Genomic DNA, 25,663 nt, shown 5'->3' on the forward strand with positions numbered 1-25,663 from the left:
CCGTGGCGTCCTGGACCGTGGCGCCCTGAACGGCGGTGTCCTGGGGTGGTGTCCTGGACGGCGACGTCCTGGACGGCGGCCTCCGGGGGCCCGGTCCCGCGCCGGGTCGGGACGCGGATGGGGCCGTCCACCCGTGCGTCCGGGACGGCGGGCGCGGCACCGTGGGGGCAGCGACCCGGCGGGCCCGTCCTTCGCCCGCCGGGCCGTCCGCCCGCGTCGGCCCATGTGCGCGCCCGCGTCCGCCGGTGTCCGCGCCCGCGTCCGCCGAGGCGCCGTCCCGTCCCGCTCGAAGGAGCCGACCCGTGAACGTCCCCCGAACCCAGGACGGCCCCGCCCCCGCGGAGCCTCCCCCCGCCACGGCCGCCACGGTCGCCGCCCCCGGAGGCCCCGCCCCCGGAGATCCCGCCCCCGAAGGCCGCGCTCCTGGAGGCCCCGCCCGACCCGGGCTCCGCTTCGTCCCCGGCCTGCTGGATCCGGGCAACCCGGCGCTCGCCCGGGCCGGCGGTCCGCGCGGGCGCCGGCTCGTCGTGGTCGACGCCCGGGTGCACGAGCTGCACGGCCACCGGCTCCACCACTACCTGGACGCCAGGGGCGTCGACCACGAGACGCTGGTGCTGCCCGGCCGCGAACAGGTGAGGACCATGGACGCGGTGTTCCAGGTCGCCGACCGGATGGACTCCTTCGGGACCTCCCGCCGGGGCGCGCCGGTGCTGGCGGTCGGCGGCGGCACGCTCGCCCAGGTCGTCGGACTCGCCTGCACCCTCTACCGCCGTTCCACGCCGTGCGTGCGGATCCCCACCACCCTGCACGGCCTGGTCGCCCACCGCCCCGAGGTCGAGACGCTGGTCGACCCGGCCTTCCTGGTCACCCTGGGGCGCCGCCACGTCGCCGGCGGTCTGGCCGAGGTCCTCAAGGTCGCGCTGATCGCGGACGCGGACCTGTTCGGGCTGCTGGAGCGACGCGGCCGGGACCTCCTCGACACCCGGTTCCAGGCCGCGGGCATCGGCGCCGCCGTGCTCGCGGGCGTCGTCGGCGGTCGCGCCGAGGCCCGGACCGGCGCCGGGGCGGGCGGCGGCCAGGAGCGCCCGCGGCACTACGGGCACACGTTCAGTCCGACGCTGGAGACGCGCGCGCTGCCGAAGCTGCTGCACGGCGAGGCGGTCTGCCTGGACATGGCGCTCACCACGGCGGTCGCCCGGCGGCGCGGCCTGGTCGACGCGGAGCAGGCCGAACGGGTCCTCCGGCTGATGCGGCGGCTCGAACTGCCGGTCTGGCACCCGCTGCTGGAGTCGATCGCGCTGGGCGAGGCGCTCGGTGGGGCGCTCGCTGACGCCGCGCAGCGACGCGACGGACGGCGGTGGCTGCCGCTGCCGTCCGGGATCGGCGCGGGGGTGCTCGTCGACGACCTGGGCGGGCCCGAACTCGTCGGCGCGGCATGGTGGTTGCGCGCCTGGTCGGCGATGGCGGCCGGAGGGTGCGGGCCGGCGGTCGACGGCTGACAGCTTCCGACGGCTGTCGCACCGCCGCCGCGCCCGAACAGCGGCGGCGTCCGTACAGTTGCCACGTCCGTGCCGCTGTCCCGCTCGCGCCGCAGTCCCGCCCGGTGGGCAGGGCACGGACGGGCCCCGGGACTCAGGTGCCCGGGGCGACGGGCGCGACAGGCTGGGTCTCCGACCCCGAACGGGAGGAGGCCCCCATGCGTCGCAGCGCCCGCCTGGACCGGCGGATCCAGTCCGGTCCCACGCACCTCACCCTCACGGTCCGCGGCGGCGAGCTCTCCTGGAGCGAACTGGGCGCGCGGATCGCCGAGTTCGAGGCCCGGCAGTTCGTCCTCGTCACCGACGGCACCGCACCCCGGCGCCAGTTGGCCCGCGTCCGGGCGCTCGCCGAGGCCCAGGCGCCCACCGTCCTGCACCGGCTGCGCGCCCGGCCCCTTCCCGCCGACCCGGCTACCGGCGGCAGGGCGGACGCCGACGCCCTCCCCGCCGGCACGGTGATCGTGGTCGGCGGCGAACGCGCCTGCGCGGTCCCGGCCGCCGTGCGGGTGCCGACCGACCTCGCCGCCGCCTGCGGTCCCGCCCTGACCCTGCACCGGCCGGTCCCGGCCGCCCTGGCCTGGGTCCGGGCCGACCTGCTCGCCGCCCGGCCCGCCGCGCTGACCCGGGCCGGGCTCGTCGCCGTCGTCCGGCACGTGCTCGCCGTCTGCCCGGCCCATTACCCGGTGCTCGCGGGCCTGCTCACGCCCGGGGCCCGCCACGACGCGCGGACCCTGACCGCACTGCTGGCCCTGTGCGCCGACGCCCGGTCCGCCCTGGTCCGCTTCGACCCGGACGAGACCGGCCCCGCGCTCGCCCTCGGCTACGGGAAGAGCCTCGCCACCGCCGTGCGGGCGGCCCTCGGCCCCGAACTCGCGCCCGGCGACGCCGACGCCCTGGGCCTGTTGCTCGCCGCCGCGGTGGCGGCCCGGCTCGGCCTGGCCGCCCGCCCGACCGGCCGGGCCCACCGGGACCTGCTCGCGCGGAACGGCTCCGCGACCGCCCTGCCCGCCGGAGCGGACCTCGACCGGCTCGCCGCCGAGGCCGTCGCCGCCACCGGGCCTGTCGCCGCCACCGGGCCCGGCCTGCTGCTCCTCGCCGACCTCGGACGTCCGTACTGCGCCGGCGGACGGCTGCTGACCCCGGTGGACGGCGCGGTCCTGCGGGCCGCCGCGGGCGAGCTGGCCGACGGGACCGCCCGGACCGACCGGGTCACCGTTCCGCACAGCCGGGCTGCCGGGACCGGCCCGGCCGCACCGCCGGACCGTAGGGACGAGCGCCCGGCCACCGGTCGGGAACAGGACGGGACCGGGTCCCCGTGCGACCGGGACGGCGGGCGAAGCACCGTGGAGATCAGAAGCGGCCCAGCAGGGACCGCAGCTCAGCAGAAGGAGTTCCCGTCATGACGGGCACCGTCATCACCGACCTCCGCCGCCGCGGCGCCGTCGACCCGGGCCGGGTGCTGGCCGGACCGCTCCGCGCCGTCGGACTGCAGTGGCTCGACCCGGGCCGCAGCGTCGAGGTCGCCGCCGAGGGCGTCGAACGCGCCCTCTACATCACGGCCGGCTCGGGCACCGCCACGGTGCCCGAGGCCGAGGCCGGCGCGCCGACGGTCGCCGACTCCGGGTTCCCGCTGGTCGAGGGCACCGCCCTGACCCTGCCGCTCGGCGCGCGCACCGTGCTCACGGGCGGCACCGCCGGGCTCGAGTACTTCCACGCGATCCTCGCCGTCACCGGCCACCCGGGCGGCGCCACCGCCCACCCGGCGGCGGAGCGTCCGACCACCGAGCGCCCGGCCACCCGGCGCCCGCCCACCGAGCCCCCGACCGGTCCGGACGGCGCCGCCGACACCCCCGACCGCCCCGAGACCCCGCCGAATTCCAAGGGAGGCGAGGCACGATGATCGTCACCACCGCCACGGCCTCGGCCACCGTCATCCTCGGCCCGAACGGCGAACGCGTCCGCGTCCGCTGCCTGGCCCGTCGGTCCATGCTCACCAGCGCCTGTGAGACCTTCGACCACCTGCGGCTCGGCCCCGGCGCGCACCACGCGCTGCCGGGGCGGCCCGACGGCGAGACCGTGCTGTTCGTCGTACGGGGCTCGCTGCTCGTCGGCCGGACCGCCGACGAGCCGGACCACCTGGCCGTCGACGGCGACCTGCTGCTGGCCACCCGGGGCTGCTCGCTGCGACTGGAGGCGGGTCCGCTCGGCGCCGAGGTGCTCTGCCTCGCCCTGGACGCGCCGCGCCGTACCACCGCGACCAGGAACTCCCTGGCCCGCCGCCGCGCCGACCGGCGCAGCCGGCCCTGACCGGCCCTGACCGGCCCACCGGTCCCGCAGCCGCCCCCGTCGCCTGATCCCCGGCCTCCGCCGGCCCCCGCCACCCCGGCGGGGGCCGGCGGTCAGGCACTGTCCTGGCGGCCATGCTGTGCCCATGGGCACGGACGACACATCGATCACGAGACAGCCCGATGTACGTAGGCGACGGGGACGTCGAGGCGGAACGGGAGCAGGGTGCTCGCAGATGCTCCACGCCTCGATGCCGCCCAGCAGGACGGAGTCGCCGTGCGGGGCGGTCGACGGGGCGGCGGCGCCGGGCGTGCACGGGTACGGAGGTCCGTCCAGTTGGACTTGACCTATCAGCACAGCTTCGAAACGGTCTGGGCGCGCGAGTTCCGAGTCCTTCGAGGTCCGTTGGGTGCCGCGCGAGGAGCTGGAGGCGTTGGCGGACATCGCTCCGACCACCAGGCTGCGGCTTGCCCATGGATCCCGGGACGAGGCGGCTCCGCACCTCAGTTGAGAAGGACTGCCCGGATTCGGTGAGCCGCTTCTCGACGACCGCCCCGGCCTCGTGGGCCGGGGCGAACGTTTGACTGATGCGGCACTGGCTGCCGCCGGCCGGTCCTGGGACCGGAACAGGACGGCAGGCCCATGCGCCCGGGGCGCGCCGCCGACCAGAGTGGAGGGCGAAGCGGTCGATCGGTCGGGCCGCTCGAAGAGAAAAGAAGTCTGGAGCACCACCCATGGCAACGAACACGAGAACGAAGACGTTCGGCGTCGCGTCCGTAGTCGTCGGCATCGCCGCAGCCACCGTGGTCATCAGGAGCGCCCTCGGCGCGCCGGCCAAGGCGGCGCCCGCCGATGGGGCCACGACCACCGAGCACCGCTGCAAGCCGGGCGAGAAGGACTGCAAGGGCTGACGCAGTCCGAGCGCTCCCACCTGGCACTATCCCCCTCCCCCTCAGCCTCCGTCGCCCGTGCCCCCCGTGCCCCCCGCGCGGGGGGCACGGGCGCCGAGGTGCGGGCTCCGGGAGGGGTGGCGGGGGAGGACGGCGAGTACCCGGGTGCCGTTGGCGCGGGGGAGGCGGCCGACGGTGCAGCGGCCGCCGATCTCGGCCGCACGGTCCGACATCGACCGCAGCCCGACCCCGTCGGCCTGGTCCGTCCCCGCCGGTTCGGCATCGACGGGGCCTGTGTCAGCGGGGCCTGTGCCGACGGGGCCTGTGTCAGCGGGGCCTGTGCCGACGGGGCCCGGGTACTCGTCCGGCGCCGGGAGGTCGCCGAGGCCGATCCCGTCGTCCTGGACGGTCAGGACGAGGTTCGCCTCGTCCACCCGGAGGGCCACCTCGGCGTGGCGGGCGCGGGCGTGGCGGAGCACGTTGTTCAGTGCCTCGGCGGTGATCCGGTAGGCGGCCACCTCGACGGCGGCCGGCAGTTCCGGCAGCGGGTCGGGCCGCAGGGCGGTCCTGACGGCGAGGCCGTCGCTGCTGAACGTGGCCGCCAGGTGCTCGATGGCCCGGGTGAGGCCGAACTCGCCGAGCGGTGCGGGGCCGAGCCGGTCCGTGATCCGCCGCACCTCCTTGATCGTCAGCGCCAGGTCGCCGGAGATGCCCTGCAGGGTCAGGGCCAGCGCGTCGGTGTCTCTCCCAGGAGCCGACGCGGCCGAGGCCGCGTTGTCGACCCGCAGCCGCAGGCCCGCCAGCGCCGGTCCGAGCCCGTCGTGGATGTCCCGGCGCAGCCACCGCCGTTCCTCCTCCCGTGCCGCGACGATCTGTTCCCGGCTGGCCTGGAGGTCCTCCTGGAGCCGCAGCGAGGCGACGGCCGGCGAGGCCTGGTCCGCCAGCGAGCGCAGGATGTCGACATCGCTGGGGTCGAGCCGCTCCTCGCCCGCCCGCAGTCCGACGGTCAACTCCCCGATCGTCGTGCCGTGGTGGACCAGCGCGAAGCCCTGGACCGGCCCGTCCAGCCGCCCCACCGCGGCCAGCGGGCGGCGCCCGGCCCGGGTGGTGACGGCCAATGCCACACCCGGCAGCCGCAGTTCCCCGGCGACGGTGCCGCAGAGCGCGGACGGCAGCTGCTCCGGGTCGACGACCTGCCGGACCTGCCCGGCCAGGGTGCGGAGCACCTGGTAGGGCTGGGCGCGTTCGCCGTAGTAGAGCCGGTCCACGAGGCCCACCGCCCGTCGGGCGGCCCGGGGCAGGCCCGCGCCCAGGGCGAGGAGCAGGGCGATCAGCAGCAGCGCGGCGCCGCCGCGGCCGGGCACCAGCCAGCCCGACAGCGCCGCCGCGCTGACCACGAACACCACGGTGAGCCCGGCGGCGAGCAGCAGGCCGGTGAGCACCGACCGGGCGGCCCGGTCCAGCCGCCATCCGCCGTCGCGCACCACCAGGAACGCCACCGCGACCGCCCACACCGCGCCCGCCGCCGTGAACAGCGAGTAGCTCAGCCAGTACTCGTACTGGAACCGCCGGGTGTAGTAGTCCTGCATACCGGCCCAGAGCAGGTAGGCACCGAGCATGCCGGCCAGGTGGGCGCGGTTTCGGGGCGCGGTCCGGCGGAGCAGCCGGACCAGCAGTACGGCGGCCGCGATGCCGATCAGCAGGTAGTTGACCGGGTCGTAGAGGCGGTCGAGGTGGTCGGACACGGAGCCGAAGGCGTTCGCCGCGGCGCTGTCGGCGAGCGGGTCGGGGCGGCCGAACACGGTCGCGCGGTCCAGGAAGGACATGGTGTCCGGGAGCACCCAAAGGGTGACGGCGCCGATGTACCACCACCACCTGCGGGTGGTGAGCCGGCCGGCCGGCAGCCAGAGCGGCAGGACGTAGAACAGCGTCTGGCTGACCGTGTCGCACACCGCGCGCACCACGGCGGCGGCGCCGACGAGCGCGGGGTCGGAGACCTCCACCCAGACGGGCGCGGCGACCGCGCTCGGCAGCATCGACGTCAGCGCGTAGACGAGCATCACCCAGCCGAGTGGATTTCCCGGGCGGTGGGCGTGCAGCAGCATGCCCGCGCCGGCGGTGGGCAGGGCGTAGAGCAGGATGGCGAGCTGGTCCCGGGGGGCCTCCACCCCGGGCGCGTCGAGGTGGACCAGCACGTAGCAGACCCACAGGGCGGCCACCGCCAGGCAGAGCACGGTGAGCGCCGCGGCCCCGGTGAGCCGGCGCTGTGCGGGCGTCCGGCGCGGCGGAGCCCCGGCGGGCGTACGCGGCAGGGGCGGGAGAGGGGTCACCGTGGTCATGGCACCGCCTAGGGACGGATGAGGGCGGGGTCCACCGGGGGCCGGTCGCCGGATCGGGCGCTTCCCCCCAGTCTCGGTCGCCCGTCGTCCCGGGCGCATGGGGCAGCGGTCTCGTCCGGCCCGGCCGCCCGGCGATTCGGTCACGGAAAGTAACACCGGCATCGCTGGTAGTGTCGGCCATGTGGATGAAGAGCAGCCCGCCGAAGACCCCCGGGCCGGGGGACCGCGACCGGACGAGGCGTCGTCGGCCGCACCCGTGCGGGTCCTGATCGTCGACGACCACCCGCTGTTCCGGGAGGGACTGCGGGCCGCCCTGGAGAGCGCCGAGGGGATCGTCGTCGTCGCCGAGGCCGAGCGCGTGGGCGACGTGCCGGAGGCGGTCGCCCGCCACCGTCCCGACATGGTCGTCATGGACCTCTCGCTGCCGGACGGCTCCGGACTGGAGGCCACCCGCCGGCTCTCCGCCGACCGGCCGGCTCCGCCGGTGCTGATGCTCACCATGGCGGACGACGACGGCAGCCTGCTCGCCGCGCTCCAGGCGGGGGCCCGCGGCTACCTGGTGAAGGGCGCCGGCCGGGAGGAGGTACTGCACGCGGTGCGGACGGTCGCGGCCGGTGGCGCGGTGTTCGGCGCGGACGTGGCCCAGCGGATCACCACCCTGTTGGCCGGTGCGCGGGTGCGCGAGGCCGGGCAGCTCTTCCCGGCGCTCACCGCCCGCGAGGCGGAGGTCCTCGACCTGGTGGCCCGGGGGCTGGACAACCGCCGGATCGCCCGCGAGCTGGTGGTCGCGGAGAAGACGGTGCGCAACCACGTCACCCACATCTTCGAGAAGCTGCACGTCGCCACCCGGGCGGAGGCCGTGGCCCGGGCCAGGGACATGGGCCTCGGCGACAGCTGACCCGGCGCCCGCCCGCCACCGCTCGTCGGGCGGGCAGGCGGGCAGGCGGGCAGGTCGGCAAGCGGCAGGCCGGCGACCGCGCCCGGGCGCGGTCGGGACCGGGACCGGACCGCCGTCCCGCGCCCCCGGGACGCCGGGACACCGAGGATGCCGGAGAGGAGGCTCTCATGAGCGAACCGGCCGCGACCTCGGCCACCACCGGGACCGGGCACAGCGCCGCACCCGCCGCGTCCACCGGATCCGGCGCGTCCACCGGCGCAGCCGGGTCCACCACCCCCCGCAGGCTCGCCGCGCCCGCGCCCGCGCGCCCGTCGGCCCTCCGGCCGGGCCGCCCGGCCGCGCCACCCCGGCGGAGCGGCCTCACCCCGGCCGCCTGGGCCTGCGCGGCGACCCTGCTCAGCGGGTTCGGCTGGGTGCTGCTCGCCGTCACCCACCAGGACGCCGCCTGGGCCGCGCCGTTCTACCTCCACGACGGCGAGACCGTCCTGCTCGGCTTCGCGTTCGCGCTCTCCGGGCTGCTCGTCCTCGCCCACCGCGCGGGACCGGGAGCCGACGAACCGGCGCCCGCCCGGACCCCGGACGGCGGCCCCGGCCCCGACCCGGCCCCGGCCGGCCGCAGCCTCGGCCACTGCCTGCTGGCCGCCGGACTCGGCGGCTGCCTCTCCCGCTTCGCCCTCCTCGCGGGCGCCGCCGCCGACGCCGGACCGGCGGTGCGGGCCCTCGGCGCCGCGCTGCTGCTCGCCTCCGTCACCCTGTTCATCTTCGTCTCCCTGGCCCTGCCGCTCTGGCTGCCCGAGGGACGGCTGCCCGCCGGACCGGGCCGCGCGTTCGTCGCCGCCGTCGCCGTCTGGAGCGCGCTGCACGCCTGCGCCGTACGGCTCGGCAGCCCGCTGCCGTACTTCGGCGACGTCCTCGTCCCGGAAGGCAGCGGACTGCCGCTCGACGAATGGCACGCGACCCTGGTCGCCTGGGGCATCGTCGTCACCAGCCTGACCGTGGCCACCGTCCGCTGGCGCCGCTCCGCGCGGCCCCACCGCAGCGTCACCGCCGTGCTGGTGCCCTACCTGGTGTGGCTGGTCACGACCAACATCGCGCTGCGGATCGGGGGCTCGGAGAGCGTCGCGGCGGTGGCCTACTTCGCCGGGTCGGCGCTGTGGATGCTCGGCGCGGTCGGCTACGCGTTCACCCGCGACCGCTCCCGCTACCTCGACCGGGCGACCCGCCGGATGCTCAGCGTCCTCGCGCTCGGCGCCCTGCTGATCGCCGGCTACCTCGGCCTCGCCCTGCTGCTGCGCCGCGCCCTGCCGGCGGCCAGCAACGCGGGCGCGCAGCTGCTGGCGGCCGGGGCGCTGGCCATCGGCGGACTGGTGGGACCCACCACCCGCTGGGTCGTGCGGGCCGTCGACCGCTTCTACTACGGCGACCGGGCCCGCCCCTACCAGGTGGTGCGGGCGCTCGCCGAACGCCTGAGCCGCGCCGTCAGCCCGGCCGACGCCCCGCCGCTGCTGTGCGACACCGTGGTGGGCGCCCTCGGCCTGCCCGGCGCCCGGGTCGTCCTGCACACCCGCACCGGACCGCACGAACTCGCCTCCGTCGGCACCGTCGGCCCGGACAGCCAGGTGTTCCCGCTCAGTTACGAGGGCGCGGTGATCGGCGACCTCTACGCGCCGCCGCGGGCCGGACAGCCGGAGCTGGACGCGCAGGACCACGAGGTGCTCCGCTTCCTCGCCGACCAGGCCGCGCCCGCGATCGCCTCGCTGCGCATGTACGAGGAACTGCAGCGCGGGCGGCGGCGGATCGTGCTCGCCCGCGAGGAGGAGCGCCGCCGGCTGCGGCACGACCTGCACGACGGGCTCGGGCCCACCCTCTCGGGGTTGCGGCTGGGGGTGGACACCGCCAGGGCCGCCGTGCCGGCGGACTCCTCGGCGGCCCGCTCGCTGCGGGCGGTGTCGGCGGGGATCGGGCAGGCGATCGACGAACTGCGGCGGATCACGGAAGGGTTGGCGCCCGCCGCGCTGGCGGGGGAGGGGCTCGCGGTGGCGCTGCGGCGGCTGGTCGCGGAGCTGGACGGGCCGCGGGTCAGGATCGCGCTGGTGCTGGACCCGGACCCGCCACCGGCGCTGGCGGCGGCGGTGGAGGTGGCGGCGCTGCGGATCAGCGGCGAGGCGCTGAACAACGTGCTGCGCCACTCGGCGGCCGGACAGGCGCGGCTGACGCTGCGGGTGCGGCCGGAGGCGGTGGTGGTCGAGGTCTGGGACGACGGCCGGGGATTCCCTTCGGACCTGTCGGAGCCGGTCGACGCCGACGGGTCCCGTCGGGCCGGGTCGGGGCTCGGGCTCCGCTCGATGGCCGAGCGCGCCGAGGAACTGGGCGGCCGCTTCACCACCGGCAACCACGACGGCGGCGCCCTCGTCCGCGCGGAGCTTCCCCGCGCCCCGGAGCGCCCGGCGGCGGACGGCTGACAGCCGCTCTTCTGCCCCCTGCCTCTTGACGGGGGCGGAGGTTCCCTCAATCATCATGGTCGCGTCAACTTTGCGATGCGGTCGGCCCCACACCCCCTCAATACCCCAACACCGCCCGCGAAGTGGCGCGCTTCCGTTCTGCCCCATCAGATATCGGAGCCTCCATTGACCGAGCGCGCCCCGAGGCGATCCCGCCTGCGCCGATCCGCCCTGTCCGCCGCCGCCGTCGTCACCCTCGCGGCCGCCCTCCTGGCCCCGGCCGCCGCCGCGTCCCCCACGACGCCCGTCGCCGCCCCGTCGGCCTCGGCCGCCGCCCCCGACATCCCGGTGGCCAACGTCAAGGCCCACCTCGCCCAGCTCCAGTCGATAGCCACCGCCAACGGCGGCAACCGCGCCCACGGCCGGGCCGGCTACAAGGCCTCGATCGACTACGTGAAGGCCAAGCTGGACGCGGCGGGCTACACCACCGCGCTGAAGACCTTCAGCTACAACGGCTCGACCGGCTACAACCTGATCGCCGACTGGCCGGGCGGCGACACCTCGCACGTCGTGATGGCCGGCGCCCACCTGGACTCCGTCACCGGCGGGCCGGGCATCAACGACAATGGCTCCGGCTCCGCCGGCATCCTGGAGACCGCGCTCGCCGTCTCCCGGGCCGGTCTCACGCCCTCCAAGCACCTGCGGTTCGGCTGGTGGGGCGCCGAGGAGTACGGCATGATCGGCTCCACGAACTACGTCAACAGCCTTCCCGCCACCGACCGTTCGAAGATCGAGACCTACCTCAACTTCGACATGATCGGCTCGCCCAACCCGGGCTACTTCACCTACCGCTACGACAGCGCGCTCGACGCCCTGTTCCGCGACTACTTCGCCGGCCTCGGCATCAGCACCGAGCAGGACTTCGAGGGCGACGGCCGCTCCGACCACGCCCCGTTCCAGGACGCGGGCATCCGGGTCGGCGGCCTGTTCAGCGGCGCCGACTACACCAAGACCAGCGCCCAGGCCGCCAAGTGGGGCGGGACGGCGGGCCAGCCCTTCGACCGCTGCTACCACTCCTCCTGCGACACCAGCGCCAACATCAACGACACCGCGCTGGACCGGATGAGCGACGCCATCGCGTACGCGATCTGGAACCTCTCCGCCGGCGGCACCACTCCGCCCACCGGCACCGTCTTCGAGAACACCGCGGACGTGCAGATCCCGGACAACGGGGCGGCGGTCACCTCCGCCGTCACCGTCACCGGCCGTACCGGCAACGCGCCGGCCGCGCTCCAGGTCGGCGTGGACATCAAGCACACCTACCGCGGTGACCTGGTCATCGACCTGGTCGCACCGAACGGCACCGCCTTCCGCCTGAAGGGCTCCAGCGGCGACTCCACACCCAACGTGCAGACCACCTACACCGTGAACGCGTCGGCGGTGGCCGCCAACGGCACCTGGAAGCTCAAGGTCCAGGACGTCGGGCCGCAGGACACCGGCTACATCGACAGCTGGAAGCTCACCTTCTGACGCCGGTCCGCCGGTGAAACACCCCGGGGGCGCCGGTCCGCGGACCGGCACCCCCGGGGCGCCCTGCGAGCGGGACGGCTACTCGGCCATCTCGTACGCGCCCGAGAGCGCCTCGACCATGCCCCACACCTTCGCCCTCCGCGCGCCGTCCGCGACCGGGCGGCGGACGTGCGCCAGTGCCCATGCCGCCTGCGCCTCGGTGGTGGACGCCTTGCCGTGCAGCTCGGTGGCGTGCGCGGAGAAGTCCCGCACCAGCGCGTCGAAGACCTGGTCCAGCAGGTCCTGGTCCAGTCCGGTGAGCTCGGCCTGCTCCAGCACCAGCTGGCCGTAGACGATCAGCGCGAACAACTGGCCGATCTCCAGCAGGAAGTCGAGGTCGGCCTGCTGCTCCGCGCTGGGCGCGTGCTCCAGCAGCAGCGCGCAGAAGCCGTCGGCCTGCTCGCGGAACCGGGCGACGTTCGGGAGGTGCCCGTGCGCGTCGTAGGCGGCCCGCCAGTCGTGGAAGCGGATCGCGCCGAGGCCCCGGGCCGGCCCCTGCCGGAACAGGAACTCGTCGTCGGCGGCGTCCCGGCGGGTCGGTACCGCGGGGTACTCGGCCGGCGCGAACAGGTAGTTGGCCATGAACTTGAGGATCAGCGCCAGGTTGACGTGGACGGTGCCCTCCAGCTTCGGCAGGCCCCGGATGTCCTTGGCGGCCTTGTCGAAGTAGGTGTCCGCCTCGAAGCCCTTGGCCGCGATGACGTCCCACATCAGGTCGATGACCTTCTCGCCCTCCGTGGTGACCTTCATCTTGGTCATCGGGTTGAAGAGCAGGTAGCGGCGGTCCTCGGGGGAGGCGGTGCGGAAGTAGTCCACCGAGCGGGCGGCGAACAGCTTCATCGCCACCAGCCGCGCGTAGGCGTCGGTCAACTCGCGCCGCACGTGCGGGAAGTCGGTGACCTTCTTGCCGTAGAGCACCCGGTTGTGGGCGTGCGTCACGGCCTCGTACATCGCGTGCTCGCAGATGCCCACGGAGGCGGTGCAGAGGTTGAACTTGCCGACGTTGACGGTGTTCAGCGCGGCGTCGAAGGCGGCCTTGCCGGTGTGCAGCACGTCCTCGGCGCGGACCGGGTACGCCTCCAGCCGGAACTCGCTGACGTACATCTGGGCGTTCACGACGTTCTTGACCAGGTGGTACGCCTCGTGCCGGCTGTCGGCGGCGAAGAAGACGTAGCCCTCCGGGCCCTCGACGTCCGAGCGGCGGCCGAACACCGAGACCAGGCCGGCGACATTGCCGTTGCCGATGTAGTACTTGGAGCCGGTGGCGGTGAAGCCGCCCTCGCCGTCCGGGGTGAGGACCATGTCGGTCGAGTAGATGTCGGCGCCGTGGCTGCGCTCGGAGAGCCCGAACGCCATCACGTGGCCCTCGGCCAGGAGCTTGGCGGCCCGCGCCCGGACGGCCTCGTTCTCGCTCTGCCAGACCGGGCCGAGGCCCAGGATGGTGACCTGCCAGGTGTACCAGTAGCCGAGGCCGTAGAAGCCGAGGATCTCGTTCAGCTCGGCGATCCTGGCGGTGTCCCAGCGCTTGTCCGGGTCGGCGGCGGACGGCGTCAGGAACTCGGCGAACAGACCTTCCTTGGCCGCGAATTCGAGGAAGTCGGCGTACCAGCTGCGATCGATGTAGGTGTCGATCAGCGCCTTCTTGCCGCGCGACTCGAACCAGTCGACGGTCGCGCGCAGCAGTCGGCGGGTCGGCTCGTCGAACTGCGCGGGGTCGTAGGAACGCGGGTTGAAGAGCATCGCGGGCTCCCGGGTGTCGAGGGTGGAGAGCTGAGGGTGGAGAGCTGAGGGTGGGGCGAGGAGTACGGAGGGTCAGCCGGTGGTGGTGGGGGCGGCGGAGCCGGTGCCGCTGCCGGGCGACGGAGTGGCCGCGTCCGCGGCCAGCTCGCGCAGGGTGGCGAGCACGTCGTCCAGCCAGGCGAGCGTCATCCGCTCGTACTCGATCCCGCCGCGCAGCACCACGTGCTGGAGCCGCTGCCGGGCGTCGAGCGTGTCCGGCTCCGGGAAGTCGCGCCCCTCGCCGAAGCGGTAGTGGGCGAGCAGCGCGGCGTGGCCGTCCCGGTGCCGTTCGACCTCGGGGATCAGCGCGGCGGGGTCGTCGAAGGCCGCCGCGCGGATCCGCACGGCGAGTTCGTGGCGGACCGTCTCCGCCTCGACGGGCTCGCGCAGCCAGGCGGCCAGCGCGGTCCGGCCGGGCGGGGCCGCCGAGTACACCTTCTTGTCCGGCCGCCCGTCCTGGGCGACCTCCTCGACCGAGATCCAGCCGTCCGTCTCCATCCGCCGCAGCACCCGGTAGATCTGCTGGTGGGTGGCGGTCCAGAAGCGGCCGATGGACCGGTCGAAGCGCCGGGCCAGCTCGTAGCCGGAACCGGGTTGTTCCAGCAGCGAGACGAGGATCGCGTGCTCCAGTGCCATGAGCGGCATCCTGCTATGCAACGAGTTGCATACGCAATGGCGGCGGGCGGGGTTGAGACGGAGGTCACCCGCCGGGCCGAGGAGGCGGGTCGGCAGAGTAGCTTCCCCGGCGAAAAGGTGCAAAACGGTCCAACGGCGCCAGAATGGTACTGGGCTACCGCCCTCCATGTACCAGACCTAGGAGGTGGTATCGGTGTCTACCCAGATTCCGATGGGCATGGAGCACCATCCGGACATCGTCGAACTCCGGGAGCACTACGAGCGGGTCACTTTGACCCCACGGGCTCAGGCCGTCGAGGCCCTGGCCGTCCTGGCCGGTCTGTTCCTGGCGGCCTCGCCATGGATCGTCGGCTTCACCGCCTTCAGCACGCTGACCGTCACCTGCCTGATCGTCGGTATCGCCTACTGCGTGCTGATGGCCGGCTACGGCTCGGCGTACGAGCGCACTCACGCACGGGCCTGGGCCGCGACCCTGCTCGGCGCGTGGACGTTCGTCTCCCCGTGGATCGTCTCGGGTGAGGTGAACCGGGGCAAGAACATCGTGACCTGCATGATCGCGGGTGGCGTGATGTTCCTGCTGGGGCTCGCCGCCATCTCGATGGCCACCATGACGTCGAACGGAGCCGCGATGCGACTCGGCCGGGCCGGCCGAGCCAAGGGCTGACGTCCGACGCAAGCCCGACACCCGGGGCGCGGAGCGGCGAGGCCGCCGTCCGCGCCCCGGGCGCGCGTCCGGCCGCCCGGCCGCCCCGGGCGTTACGGCGGTTACGGCCGGGTCATCCGCAGGACGTCCAGGGCCTCGTCCAACTGCCCGACCGTGAGCCGCCCCTGCTCGACGTAGCCGCGCTCCAGGACCACCTGGCGGATCGTCTTCCGCTCCGCCAGCGCCTGCTTGGCGACCTTGGCCGCCTCCTCGTAGCCGATGTACCGGTTCAGCGGCGTGACCACCGAGGGCGAGGACTCCGCGTACTCCCGGGCCCGCTCGACGTTGGCGGTGATGCCGTCCACGGCCCGGTCGGCCAGCAGCCGGGCGCTGTTGGCGAGCAGCCGGACCGACTCCAGGACGTTGCGGGCGATCACCGGCAGCATCACATTGAGCTCGAAGTTCCCGCTCGCCCCGGCCACCGTCACGGTCGCGTCGTTGCCGATCACCTGGGCGGAGACCATCAGCACCACCTCCGGCAGGACCGGATTCACCTTGCCCGGCATGATCGAGGAGCCGGGCTGGAGGTCGGGGAGGTTCAGCTCGCCGAGGCCGGTGCGCGGGCCCGAGCCCATCCACCGGAGATCGTTCGCGATCTTCGTGAACCCGACCGCCACGGTGCGCAACTGGCCGCTCAGTTCGACCAGGCCGTCCCGCGCGCCCTGCGCCTCGAAGTGGTCGCGGGCCTCGGTCAGCGGCAGGTCGGTGGCGTGCGCGACCTCCTCGATCACCGCCGCCGCGAAGCCGGGCGGGGTGTTGATGCCGGTGCCCACCGCGGTGCCGCCGAGCGGCAGTTCGGCGACCCGGGGCAGGGTGGCCAGCAGCCGCTCCCGCCCGTGCCTGACCTGCGCCGCGTAGCCGCCGAACTCCTGCCCCAGCGTGACCGGGGTGGCGTCCATGAGGTGCGTCCGGCCGGCCTTGACCACGCCCGCGAACTCCGCCGCCTTGCGCTCCAGCGCCTCGGCCAGGTGCTCCAGCGCCGGGATCAGGTCGTGGCTGACGGCGGCGGTGGCGGCGATGTGGATCGAGGACGGGAACACGTCGTTGGACGACTGGCTGGCGTTGACGTGGTCGTTGGGGTGGACCGGCCGGCCGAGGCGCTCGGCGGCCAGGGTGGCGATCACCTCGTTGGCGTTCATGTTGGACGAGGTGCCCGAGCCGGTCTGGAACACGTCGACCGGGAACTCCTCGTCCCACCGGCCCGCCGCGACCTCCTCGGCGGCGGACACGATCGCCCCGGCGATCTCCTCGTCCAGGACGCCCAGCCTGGCGTTGACCCGCGCGGCGGCGGCCTTGACCCGCGCCAGCGCGGCGATGTGCGCCGGCTCCAGGCGCTGGCCGGACACCGGGAAGTTCTCCACCGCGCGCTGCGTCTGCGCCTGCCACTTCGCTGCGGCCGGTACCCGCACCTCGCCCATCGAGTCGTGCTCGATCCGGTACTGCTCGTCACCCATCGTGCGCTGCACCTCCTGAACGGTCCCGGTCGGACCGGGGCCTGGGACCCCTGCGGATCCAGGGTCCCCGCTCCGGCCGGGTTCGGCTTCCGCTGACCACAGCCGCGCGCCGGCCCGGGGTATTTCCGGGCCGGACGCTGACCCGCGTGCCCGGACACCGTGTGCCCACGCACCAGGTGCCCACCCACCGCGTGCCCACCCGCCGTGTGCCCGGACACCGTGTGCCCGGCCCCGACGCCCGTGACTACCCCAGGACGGCGGTCACCACCTCGCCCGCCCCGGTGCCCGCCTTGGCGACCTCGCTGCCGTCCGGAGCCCAGACGCCCGAGCCGCCCGAGCTGGCGGCGAACTCGCCGCTCGGCCCGGCGGCGGTCGCCAGCACCACCCAGACGCCGTTGTCCGCCGCCCGCGCCGGGTAGCGGGCCGCCTTGGTGGCCAGCGCCTCCGGACCCGCCCCGTACAGGGTGGAGGCGACGTACGCCTCGGCGCCGAGCGCGACCAGCCGCTCGGCGTGCCCGGGGTCGGCGGCGTCGGCGCAGATCGCCAGGCCCAGCCGCCAGCCGTCCAGCTCCAGCAGGGCGGGCCGCTCGGCGGCGGCGAAGCGCTCGGACTCCTTCCCGTAGAGGTTCGTCTTGCGGCAGGCGATCGCGGCACCCTCGCCGGTGACGGCGATGGTGGCGATGAAGTCGCGGCCGTCGGGGCCGGTCACCGGCGCGCCGACCAGGGCGGTGGCGCCGGTCGCGGCGCACGCGGCGACCAGCGGCGCGAGGCGGTCGTCGGACGGGTCGACCGAGGGCGCGGCCAGGTCGTAGCCGGTGAGGGAGAGCTCGGGGAAGACCACCAGCCGGGCGGAGCCGGCCTCCCGGACGGCGGCGGCGTGGCGCTCGACGTTGACCGCGACGGTGTCGGGCCGACCCGGTTCGGCGCAGGCGGGCTGGGCGACGGCGACGGTCAGGGGCGCGGGCACAGTGGGGCCTCCGGAGAAGTTCGGGGACGGCAGCGGCGGGGACGACAATCACGATCAACCTATGAGCCCACCGGGAAATCCGGCAAGGTTCATTCCTTCGAGTGAAGATCACGAGCCGTGGCAGGGCGCCCCGGCGGCTGCTTCGTACGCTCACCCGGAATCGGGGGAGACACCGGACGAGAGTCCACCGGACACAGGGGCGGGCATGACGGCAGCACCGGACCACCAGCACCATCGGCACCACGACGGACAGCGCCCGGACGACCGCGCCGCTCCCGGCCCCACTCCCGACCCGGCGCCCACTTCCGACCCGGCGCCCGGCCCCGACCCGGCGCCCGGGGAGCCGGGCGACCGCAGCCTCAGCCGCCGCCGTCTCCTCGGCCTCTCCGCCGCGCTCGGCACCACCGGCTGGCTGGTGAGCGGCACCGTCGGACCGGACAGCGCCCGGGCCGCCACCCCCGTCCCGCCCGACCTGCCCGCCGGCACCGAAGTCTTCCAACGCGTCTACCGGAACTGGTCCGGCGAGGTCGGCACCGACCAGCTCTGGACCTGCGCCCCGCGCACCCCCGAGGAGGTCCCGCCGCTCGCCGACTGGGCCCGCGCCCACGGCTGGCGCCTGCGCGCCCAGGGCCACCGGCACACCTGGGCGCCGCTCACCGTCGCCGACGGGACCCCCGAGGCGGCCCGGGTGCTGCTGCTCGACACCACCCGCCACCTCACCGCCGTCACCGCCGACTCGCCCAGCACCGTCCGCGTCCAGACCGGCGCCACCATGGAGGCACTGCTCGCCCACCTGGCCGACCGGGGCCTCGGCCTCACCGCCGTCCCCGCCCCCGGCGAACTCACCGTCGGCGGCGTGCTCGCGATCGGGGGCCACGGCACCGCCGTCCCCGCCGCCGGCGAACCGCGCGCCGACGGACACGGCTACGGCTCGGTCAGCAACCAGGTCACCCGGCTGACCGCCGTCGTCCTCGACCCGGCCACCGACCGCTACACCCTGCGGACCTTCGACCGCTCCGAGGCGGACAGCGCCGCCTTCCTGGTCCACCTCGGCCGGGCGTTCGTCACCGAGGTGGTGCTCCGGGCCGGCGCCGACCGCCCGCTGCGCTGCGTCAGCCGGCTGGACATCCCGGCCACCGAACTCTTCGCCCGCCCCGGCACCCGGACCGGGCTCGGCGGCCTCTCCCGCCCGCGCACCTTCGCCGACTTCGTCGACCGCGACGGCCGGGCCGAGGCGATCTGGTTCGCCTACACCGACCGGCCGTGGCTGAAGACCTGGAGCATCGCCCCGAACCGCCCGCTCGGCTCCCGCGCCGTCGACGAGCCCTACAACTACCCCTTCTCCGACTCGATCCCGGAACCGGTCGCCCGACTCGCCGGCGAACTCGTCGCCGGCACCTGGGGATCCGCCCCGCTGTTCGGCCAACTCCAGTACCTGATCGCCAATGTGGGACTCACCGGCGACCTCACCGACGTCCTGCTCTCCGGCGGGCTGATCCGCGACCTCCTCACCGGCGAGGTGCTCACCCACCTGCTCGCCGGCGGCCTGCGCTCCGACCTCTGGGGCCCCTCCCGCACCGTGCTCCAGTACGTCCGCCCGACCACCCTGCGGGTCACGGCGAACGGCTACGCGATCCTCGCCCGGCGCGCCGACCTCCAGTGGGTGGTGGCCGAATTCGCGGACCAGTACCGGCGGTTGCTCGACGACTACCGGTCCCGCGGCGAGTTCCCGGTGAACGGCGCGGTGGAGATCCGGGTCACCGGCACGGACGACCCGGCATGGTCCGGGGTGCCCGGCGCCCGGCCGCCGCTGCTCTCCGCGCTGCGCCCGCGCCCCGACCGGCCCGAATGGGACACCGCGGTCTGGCTCGACGTGCTCGCCTTCCCCGGCACACCCGGACTGCACCGCTTCGCCCGGGACCTCGAACAGGCCCTGCTGCGCACCTTCGACGGCACCCGGGCCGGCGTGCGCGTCGAATGGTCCAAGGGCTGGGCCTACACCGAGGACGCCGCCTGGGCCGACGCGGACATGCTGGACCGGGTCATCCCCGCCAGCCACCGCGCCGGCGGCGGAGCCGGCTGGGACGAGGCGGTCACCGTTCTGGACCGCCACGACCCGCACCGGGTGTTCGGCAACCCCTTCCTTGACCGGCTGTTGAAGCTCTAGTCCCGGCCGGCCCGCCCGCCGGGCGACCTCGGACGTGCTCCACCACGACCACCACGAGGGTGCCCGGCGCCGGGGCCCGAGAAGGACACGTGCGGGGCGTCGCCCGGGCAGCTCCCGGCCGGGGGCGCGGGCGTCAGCCGGCCGCCGCCTCCCCGGTCTGGGCCGCCGCCAGCCGCTCCTGCTGCACCTCGGGGTGCTTGCTGTCCCACAGCAGCTCCCACACCTTGAACACGCAGTGGTAGTCCCGCATGCTCCCCTGAAGGATCAGCAGGTAGCTGTCGCCGTCCCGCAGCAGCCTGCGCCGCCGGGCGTTGAACGGGTGCTGCGGGGTGTAGGCCGGGACGAGCCGCCGCAGTTCGGCGACGGCCTCCTCCCGGGTGCCCGCCACCTCGGCGAGCACCTTGCTGCCCCAGATCCGGTCGTCCCCGACGCCCTCGGTCTCCTCGACGACCACAGCCCAACGTCCCACGATCCGTCCCCCGCGTCCTGTGCGTATGCGAAAGCGGTCATCGTAGCGACGTGACCGCGCACGCCCTCCGCCCGGTGCCGGCCGTTGGCGGTGTCCGCCGGCAGCCCGCCCAGCCGCTCGGCCGCGCCGAGCAGTTCCTCAGCCGTCGCCGGCCGGACTGTGTACATGCTCACTCCCTCGCATCCGACCGTCCCGGGAGGCGGCCGGTGCGCGATACTCGCCGGTACCCAACGCCGCGACCGGTTCGCGCCGCCGAGACCACAAGGAGCTTCAATGGCGAAGCCGACCAGGATCGACCCCGCCGACCTGCTCGCCGTCGGTGACCTGCTCACCGACGAGGAGCGGCTCGTCCGCGACACCGTGCGGAAGTTCACCGAGGACCGGATCCGCCCGAACATCGGCGACTGGTTCGAGCGCGGGGTCTTCCCCGCCCGCGAACTCGCCCCCGAACTCGGCGCCCTCGGCGTGCTCGGTATGCACCTCGACGGCTACGGCTGCGCCGGCTCGACCGCCGTCGCCTACGGGGTCGCCTGCATGGAGCTGGAGGCCGCCGACTCGGGCCTGCGCAGCTTCGTCTCCGTCCAGGGCTCGCTGGCGATGCGCTCCATCCACGCCTTCGGCTCGGAGGAGCAGAAGCAGCGCTGGCTGCCCGGCCTCGCCGCCGGCGAACTGATCGGCTGCTTCGCCCTCACCGAACCGGACTTCGGCTCCGACCCCGCCAACATGCGCACCCGCGCCCGCCGCAAGGGCGCCGGGGAAGGCGCGGACTGGGTGCTCTCCGGTTCCAAGATGTGGATCACCAACGGCTCCCTGTCGGACGTCGCGGTGGTCTGGGCGCAGACCGAGGAGGGTGTCCGGGGCTTCCTGGTCGAACCCGGCATGCCCGGCTTCACCGCCACCGACGTGCACGGCAAGCTGTCCCTGCGCGCCTCGGTGACCAGCGAGCTCGCCTTCGACGACGTGGTGCTGCCGGCCGACGCCGTCCTGCCCGGCGTCACCGGGCTGCGCGGACCGCTGTCCTCCCTCAACGAGGCCCGCTTCGGCATCCTCTGGGGCACCGTCGGCGCCGCCCGCGACTGCTACACCGCCGCCCTCGACTACGCGAAGAGCCGCGTCCAGTTCGGCCGCCCGATCGCCGGGTTCCAGCTCACCCAGCAGAAGCTGGTCGAGATGATGCTGGAGGTCGAGAAGGCCTACCTGGTCGCCCTGCGGATCGGCCGGCTCAAGGACGAGGGCGCGGCGCGCCCGGCACACGTCAGCTTCGGCAAGCTCAACAACGTCCGGGCCGCACTGGAGATCGCCCGCAGCGCCCGCACCGTGCTCGGCGCCAACGGCATCACCACCGAGTACCCGGTCCTGCGGCACGCCAACAACCTGGAGTCGGTGCTCACCTACGAGGGCACCAGCGAGATCCACACCCTGATCCTCGGCGAGGAGATCACCGGCGAGTCCGCCTACCACTGACCCACCGGCCGGGCACCCGGCGCCGGTGAAAACCGGTTCCGGTCCGGGCCGTTCATGGCTAGTTTCGTGCCCATGAGCGGCCCGACGCCCCAGTCCTCGACCATCCCGACCATCCCGACCACCGCGACCGCCGCCCCGGCCGCCTCCGCCGTGCGGCACGCCGTGCCGACGACGACGCTCTGGCGTCCCACCGGTCCCGAGGAGCTGGCCCTGGTCGCGGCGGCCGACTGGCGGGCCTGGCCGCCGCGCCTGCCGGACCAGCCGATCTTCTACCCGGTGCTGAACGAGGACTACGCGATCCGGATCGCCCGGGACTGGAACGTCCCGGCCTCCGGAGTCGGCCACGTCACCCGCTTCGAGGTGGAGACCGCTTTCCTGAGCCGCTACCCCGTCCGTCAGGTCGGTGGCCGCACCATCGTCGAACTCTGGGTGCCGGCCGAGGAGCTGGACGAGTTCAACCGGCACATCGTCGGCCGCATCGAGGTGGTGCACGAGTTCCGCCCGCAGCGGTGACCCCTGGCCCGGAACCTGGCCCGACGACCCACCGTGACGACCCACCGTGACGACCCACCGTGACCGCCGACCGGCCGTCACGGGCCGGTCGGCGTCGGTCGGCGTCGGTCGGACACGGCCAGGACATCCCGCGTTGTCCGGGCGGCAACCTCGCGGTTCGGCGGGCCGTGAAGCATGGCCCGGTCGCCGCCGCCCGCCACGGTGCGGGCGCGGTCGGCACCCGCACCGTGAAAGGAACCGCCCCGCTCATGTCCGTACCGCCGCTGCCGCGCCCCAGGGTCCTCGTCGTCGGGATCGACGGTGTCCGGTACGACCTGCTGGAGCAGGTCCCGATGCCGAGGCTCGCCGAGGTCGCCGAGGCCGGCTTCCTGGCGCCCGTGACGGTGGCGGAGTCCACGCCCACCATGTCCGGTCCGTGCTGGGCCACCATCGTGACCGGTGTGGAGCCCGCCAAGCACGGCGTCTGGGGCAACCACCTCGGCGGCAACCGGCTCGACGTCTTCCCCGACTTCACCACCCGGCTGGCCAGGGGCGACCGGCGCCGCACCTTCGTCGCGGCCGGCTGGGACCCGCTGGTGATCGGCGAGTCCGGCGGACCGCTGTTCCGCGCGCCCGGCCGCCTCTGCTACGTCGCCCCCGCCGAGGACAGCCCCGAGGCCTGGGAGGCCGTCGACGAGGAGGTCACCCGGGAGGCCGTGGACGTGCTGCGCGACGCGGACCCGGAAGCCTCCTTCGTCTACCTCGGCGCCGTCGACGAGACCGCCCACTTCCTCGGCTGCGGCGAGGAGTACCGCGCGTCGATGCGTGCCGCCGACGAGCGGCTCGGCCGGCTCCTGGACGCGGTCCGCGCCCGGCCCGGCCACGCCGAGGAGGCCTGGACGGTCATCGTCGTCACCGACCACGGCCACGTGGACGCGGGCGGCCACGGCGGGCGGACCGTCGAGGAGCGCACCGCCTGGGTGGCCTGCGCCGGACCCGGCATCCCCGCCGCCCCGCCCACCGGGGAGATCCGCCACCCCGACGTCGCGGCCCAGGTCTACGCCGCCCTCGGCCGGCCGATCGACCCGCACTGGACCCTGGACGGCCGGCCCTTCCCGGTCGCCGTGCCGGCGGTGGCGGCGGCCTGACACCCGCCACCGCCCGGTCGCCGGAACGGCGGGACGTCCGCCGCGAACCGTCCGGCGACCGGGTGAGCGACACGCCGCCGCGGCACCCGGGCGGCCCCGGCCGGGCTGCGCGCCGACCGGCGCCGGGCCAGGCTCGTCCGGGGTGAACCCCGAGACCGGTCGGCCCCGTGTACCTCTCAAGGTGGAGGCCGTACCCCCCAAGGACGGCGGTGGATCAAGACCTCCTGGTGACGTCGGGCCCCCCGGTGCCCACCAGGATGGAAGACGACGGGGCGCCGCTCCCGGCCCCGACGGGGCGCGACGGAGCGCACGGGACCGGACGCTGAGCAGCAGGACGCAGGAGAGGAAGCACGGGGATGAACGGCATCGCGGGCAAGATCGCCATCGGACTGGTCGGTACGGGCATGGCCGCCGCCGTCGCCACCGTGGCGGTCGGGCCGAGGGTCGCCGAGTGGTACGACGGCCGGCACCAGGAGCAGGCCAGCTACGCCAGCGGCAGCGAGGCCAAGGCCGACCGCAGCTCGATGCCGACCTGGCTGCCCGACAACGCCTCGTCCGTCCGCTACCTGATGTCCACCACCGGCGACGACCGCCTGCTGCGCGCCACGGTCCCCGAGGGGCGGCTGCCCGCCGGCTGCACGACCACCGCGACCGCCAAGGGCACCCACCTGGCGCCGGTCACGCTCAAGGCGGGCTGGTTCCCGGAGGGCGTCACCTCGAAGGTCACCGGCTCCTGCGGCCACTACAGGGTCACCCTGACCGGCAACCAGCTCTACGCGTGGCAGGACGGCGCCGCAGTCCAGGCCGCCCTCCGCGCCGAGCGGCTCCCGCGCTGACGCCTCCGCCGCGGGGCTCCCGCTCCGGGGCTCCCGCGCGGCGGAGAAATGGGCCGGGCGGCCGCCCCGGCTGTCGGTGGCCCGGAGCGCTGGGGTAGGACGGAGCGAGCACGATCGCCGTGCCCGTTCCGAGAGGAGCCCCATGCCTGGTCCGACCGCCGGCTCTGCCGGTGACACGTCGACCGCCCCCGCCACCCCGGCCGCCCCCACCGACGCAGCCCCGGCCGCCCCCACCGATGCCGCCACCGCCACCGCTGCCGCTGCCGATGCCGCCGCCGGCGCGACCGGCCGCGCCGCCATCGTCGTCCTCGGCGGCCTGGTCGCCCTCGGTCCCCTCACCACCGACCTCTACCTGCCCGGCCTGCCCGCGATCGCCGAGGACCTCGTCGCCGAACCGGCGGCCGTCCAGCTCACCCTCACCTTCTCGATGTTCGGGGTGGCTGCCGGTCAGCTGATCTTCGGACCGCTCAGCGACCGCTTCGGACGCCGTCCGCCGCTGCTCGCCGGACTCGTCGTCTACACCCTCGCCAGCATCGTCTGCGTGATCGCACCCGACCTGACCGTGCTGATCGCGGCACGCTTCGTCCAGGGCGCCGCGGGCGCCGCCGGACTGGTCATCGGACGGGCCGTCGCCCGCGACCGCTTCGAGGGCGTCGCGATGATCCGCTTCCTCGCCTCGATCACCCTGATATCCGGCCTGGCCCCGATCCTCGCGCCGCTCTTCGGCGCACAGATGCTGCGCTTCACCTCCTGGCGCGGCACCTTCGGCGCCCTGGCCGCCCTCGGCCTCCTCCTCACCCTGGTGGCCTTCGCGGCCCTGCGCGAGACCCTCCCGGCCTCCGCCCGGCGCGGCGGCGGCCTGAGCAGCACCCTGCGCACCATGGGCGGACTCCTGCGCGACAGGCCGTTCCTGGGGCTGCTGCTGACCAGTACGTTCGCCTTCGGCGCGCTGTTCGGCTACATCAGCGGCTCCTCGGTGGTGCTCCAGCACGTCTACCACGTGTCGCCGCAGACCTACAGCCTGCTGTTCGGGCTCAACTCGGTGGCGATCGTCGGCGCCACCCAGCTCAACGGGCGGGTCCTCGCCCCCCGGTTCACCGCCGGGGCGCTGATGCGCACCGGCCTCGCGGTGATGATCGCCGCCGGGGTGTCCCTGGTCCTGGCCACGGCGGTCTGGGACCTCGGGCTGGTCGCGGTGTGCGCCTCGCTGTTCGTGATGATGGCCGGCCTCGGCATGGTCCTGCCGAACTCGGCCGCCCGCGCGCTGAGCCTGATCGCCCCGCAGTCCGCCGGTTCCGCCTCCGCGCTCCTCGGCACCGGCACCTTCCTCTGCGGTGCCCTGGTCGCCCCGCTCAGCAGCCTGGGCGGCCGCCCGTCGGCGGTGCTGCTCGCGGTCGTCGTGCTCAGCTGCTCGCTGCTCTCCGCGGCGTCCTACCTGCTGCTCCTGCGGCCCGCGCGGACCGCCCCGGCCGACGCGACGGAGCCGGCCGCCGCGTAGCCGTTCCCGGCCGCCCGGCCGCCGCCCGGCCGTTCCCGGCGCCGGAGGCCGCTGTATGGACGCCGCGGAACGGAGTCCGTTGAACGGAG

General features: G+C 74.9%; 21 protein-coding genes. 15 read left to right on the plus strand and 6 right to left on the minus strand.

Going from position 1 to position 25,663, the window contains the following annotated elements:
- The first annotated feature begins 302 nt into the window (after positions 1-302).
- The 5 genes from SM793_RS30855 to SM793_RS30875 all read left to right on the plus strand — a co-directional run bounded on the left by SM793_RS30855 (position 303) and on the right by SM793_RS30875 (position 4,735).
- Entirely contained in the window at positions 303-1,499 is a 1,197-nt protein-coding gene (locus tag SM793_RS30855; protein WP_320441602.1) for a 2-epi-5-epi-valiolone synthase, read from the plus strand.
- Positions 1,500-1,696: 197 nt separating this feature from the next.
- Positions 1,697-2,941, plus strand: coding sequence for a hypothetical protein (locus tag SM793_RS30860; RefSeq protein ID WP_320441603.1), 1,245 nt, complete (start codon positions 1,697-1,699; stop codon positions 2,939-2,941).
- Positions 2,938-3,438 carry a hypothetical protein gene (locus SM793_RS30865; RefSeq protein WP_320441604.1) on the plus strand — a complete coding sequence of 167 codons (501 nt, stop codon included), beginning with the start codon at positions 2,938-2,940 and terminating at the stop codon, positions 3,436-3,438. Before SM793_RS30860 ends, SM793_RS30865 begins: the two co-directional genes overlap by 4 nt.
- A complete protein-coding gene (locus SM793_RS30870; protein ID WP_320441605.1) occupies positions 3,435-3,845 on the plus strand; it encodes a hypothetical protein in 411 nt (136 codons plus the stop codon). The genes SM793_RS30865 and SM793_RS30870 overlap by 4 nt, the downstream gene beginning before the upstream one ends.
- A gap of 713 nt (positions 3,846-4,558) precedes the next feature.
- On the plus strand, positions 4,559-4,735 hold the full coding sequence (locus SM793_RS30875) for a hypothetical protein (RefSeq protein ID WP_320441606.1): 177 nt from the start codon (positions 4,559-4,561) through the stop codon (positions 4,733-4,735).
- Between the two features lie 41 nt (positions 4,736-4,776).
- Here the strand turns inward: SM793_RS30875 and SM793_RS30880 are convergent, their stop codons facing one another.
- Positions 4,777-7,053 (minus strand): ATP-binding protein, encoded by a 2,277-nt coding sequence (locus tag SM793_RS30880; RefSeq protein WP_320441607.1) that lies wholly within the window; start codon positions 7,051-7,053, stop codon positions 4,777-4,779.
- Positions 7,054-7,309: 256 nt separating this feature from the next.
- Between SM793_RS30880 and SM793_RS30885 the strand changes: the two genes are divergently transcribed.
- From SM793_RS30885 to SM793_RS30895, 3 genes are all read left to right on the plus strand, one after another.
- Positions 7,310-7,951, plus strand: coding sequence for a response regulator transcription factor (locus SM793_RS30885; protein ID WP_320441622.1), 642 nt, complete (start codon positions 7,310-7,312; stop codon positions 7,949-7,951).
- 167 nt (positions 7,952-8,118) lie between these two features.
- A complete protein-coding gene (locus tag SM793_RS30890; RefSeq protein ID WP_320441608.1) occupies positions 8,119-10,413 on the plus strand; it encodes an ATP-binding protein in 2,295 nt (764 codons plus the stop codon).
- Between the two features lie 165 nt (positions 10,414-10,578).
- Positions 10,579-11,922 (plus strand): M28 family metallopeptidase, encoded by a 1,344-nt coding sequence (locus SM793_RS30895; RefSeq protein ID WP_320441609.1) that lies wholly within the window; start codon positions 10,579-10,581, stop codon positions 11,920-11,922.
- A gap of 78 nt (positions 11,923-12,000) precedes the next feature.
- Here SM793_RS30895 and SM793_RS30900 read toward each other — a convergent pair whose 3' ends face one another.
- Positions 12,001-13,701: an acyl-CoA dehydrogenase family protein gene (locus tag SM793_RS30900; RefSeq protein ID WP_320441610.1), complete on the minus strand. Its 1,701-nt coding sequence runs from the start codon at positions 13,699-13,701 to the stop codon at positions 12,001-12,003.
- Positions 13,702-13,773: 72 nt separating this feature from the next.
- On the minus strand, positions 13,774-14,376 hold the full coding sequence (locus SM793_RS30905) for a PadR family transcriptional regulator (RefSeq protein ID WP_320441611.1): 603 nt from the start codon (positions 14,374-14,376) through the stop codon (positions 13,774-13,776).
- Between the two features lie 193 nt (positions 14,377-14,569).
- Between SM793_RS30905 and SM793_RS30910 the strand changes: the two genes are divergently transcribed.
- Positions 14,570-15,040 carry an SPW repeat protein gene (locus SM793_RS30910; RefSeq protein WP_320441612.1) on the plus strand — a complete coding sequence of 157 codons (471 nt, stop codon included), beginning with the start codon at positions 14,570-14,572 and terminating at the stop codon, positions 15,038-15,040.
- Between the two features lie 101 nt (positions 15,041-15,141).
- Here the strand turns inward: SM793_RS30910 and SM793_RS30915 are convergent, their stop codons facing one another.
- Both SM793_RS30915 and SM793_RS30920 read right to left on the minus strand, forming a co-directional pair.
- Positions 15,142-16,533: a class II fumarate hydratase gene (locus SM793_RS30915; RefSeq protein WP_320441613.1), complete on the minus strand. Its 1,392-nt coding sequence runs from the start codon at positions 16,531-16,533 to the stop codon at positions 15,142-15,144.
- 244 nt (positions 16,534-16,777) lie between these two features.
- Complete coding sequence (locus SM793_RS30920) at positions 16,778-17,500, minus strand: carbon-nitrogen hydrolase family protein (RefSeq protein ID WP_320441614.1); 723 nt, start codon at positions 17,498-17,500, stop codon at positions 16,778-16,780.
- A gap of 205 nt (positions 17,501-17,705) precedes the next feature.
- Between SM793_RS30920 and SM793_RS30925 the strand changes: the two genes are divergently transcribed.
- Positions 17,706-19,667 (plus strand): cholesterol oxidase substrate-binding domain-containing protein, encoded by a 1,962-nt coding sequence (locus SM793_RS30925; protein ID WP_320441615.1) that lies wholly within the window; start codon positions 17,706-17,708, stop codon positions 19,665-19,667.
- A 133-nt stretch (positions 19,668-19,800) separates the two neighbouring features.
- Here SM793_RS30925 and SM793_RS30930 read toward each other — a convergent pair whose 3' ends face one another.
- Positions 19,801-20,136 carry a hypothetical protein gene (locus SM793_RS30930; protein ID WP_320441616.1) on the minus strand — a complete coding sequence of 112 codons (336 nt, stop codon included), beginning with the start codon at positions 20,134-20,136 and terminating at the stop codon, positions 19,801-19,803.
- A 273-nt stretch (positions 20,137-20,409) separates the two neighbouring features.
- Here SM793_RS30930 and SM793_RS30935 point away from each other — a divergent pair, with 273 nt between their 5' ends.
- The 5 genes from SM793_RS30935 (at position 20,410) to SM793_RS30955 (ending at position 25,574) form a co-directional block, all read left to right on the plus strand.
- Positions 20,410-21,600, plus strand: a complete 1,191-nt coding sequence (locus SM793_RS30935; RefSeq protein ID WP_320441617.1) for an acyl-CoA dehydrogenase family protein — start codon at positions 20,410-20,412, stop codon at positions 21,598-21,600.
- 72 nt (positions 21,601-21,672) lie between these two features.
- The gene (locus tag SM793_RS30940) at positions 21,673-22,113 is read left to right on the plus strand and encodes an ADP-ribosylation/crystallin J1 (protein WP_320441618.1); all 441 of its coding nucleotides are present in this window, start codon (positions 21,673-21,675) and stop codon (positions 22,111-22,113) included.
- A gap of 248 nt (positions 22,114-22,361) precedes the next feature.
- Entirely contained in the window at positions 22,362-23,240 is an 879-nt protein-coding gene (locus SM793_RS30945; protein WP_320441619.1) for an alkaline phosphatase family protein, read from the plus strand.
- Between the two features lie 356 nt (positions 23,241-23,596).
- A complete protein-coding gene (locus SM793_RS30950) occupies positions 23,597-24,076 on the plus strand; it encodes a hypothetical protein (RefSeq protein WP_320441620.1) in 480 nt (159 codons plus the stop codon).
- A 142-nt stretch (positions 24,077-24,218) separates the two neighbouring features.
- Positions 24,219-25,574 (plus strand): multidrug effflux MFS transporter, encoded by a 1,356-nt coding sequence (locus SM793_RS30955; protein ID WP_320441621.1) that lies wholly within the window; start codon positions 24,219-24,221, stop codon positions 25,572-25,574.
- The last annotated feature ends 89 nt before the right edge of the window (positions 25,575-25,663 follow it).

The sequence above is a fragment of the Kitasatospora purpeofusca genome, from assembly GCF_034043715.1.
Classification (GTDB): domain Bacteria; phylum Actinomycetota; class Actinomycetes; order Streptomycetales; family Streptomycetaceae; genus Kitasatospora; species Kitasatospora purpeofusca_A.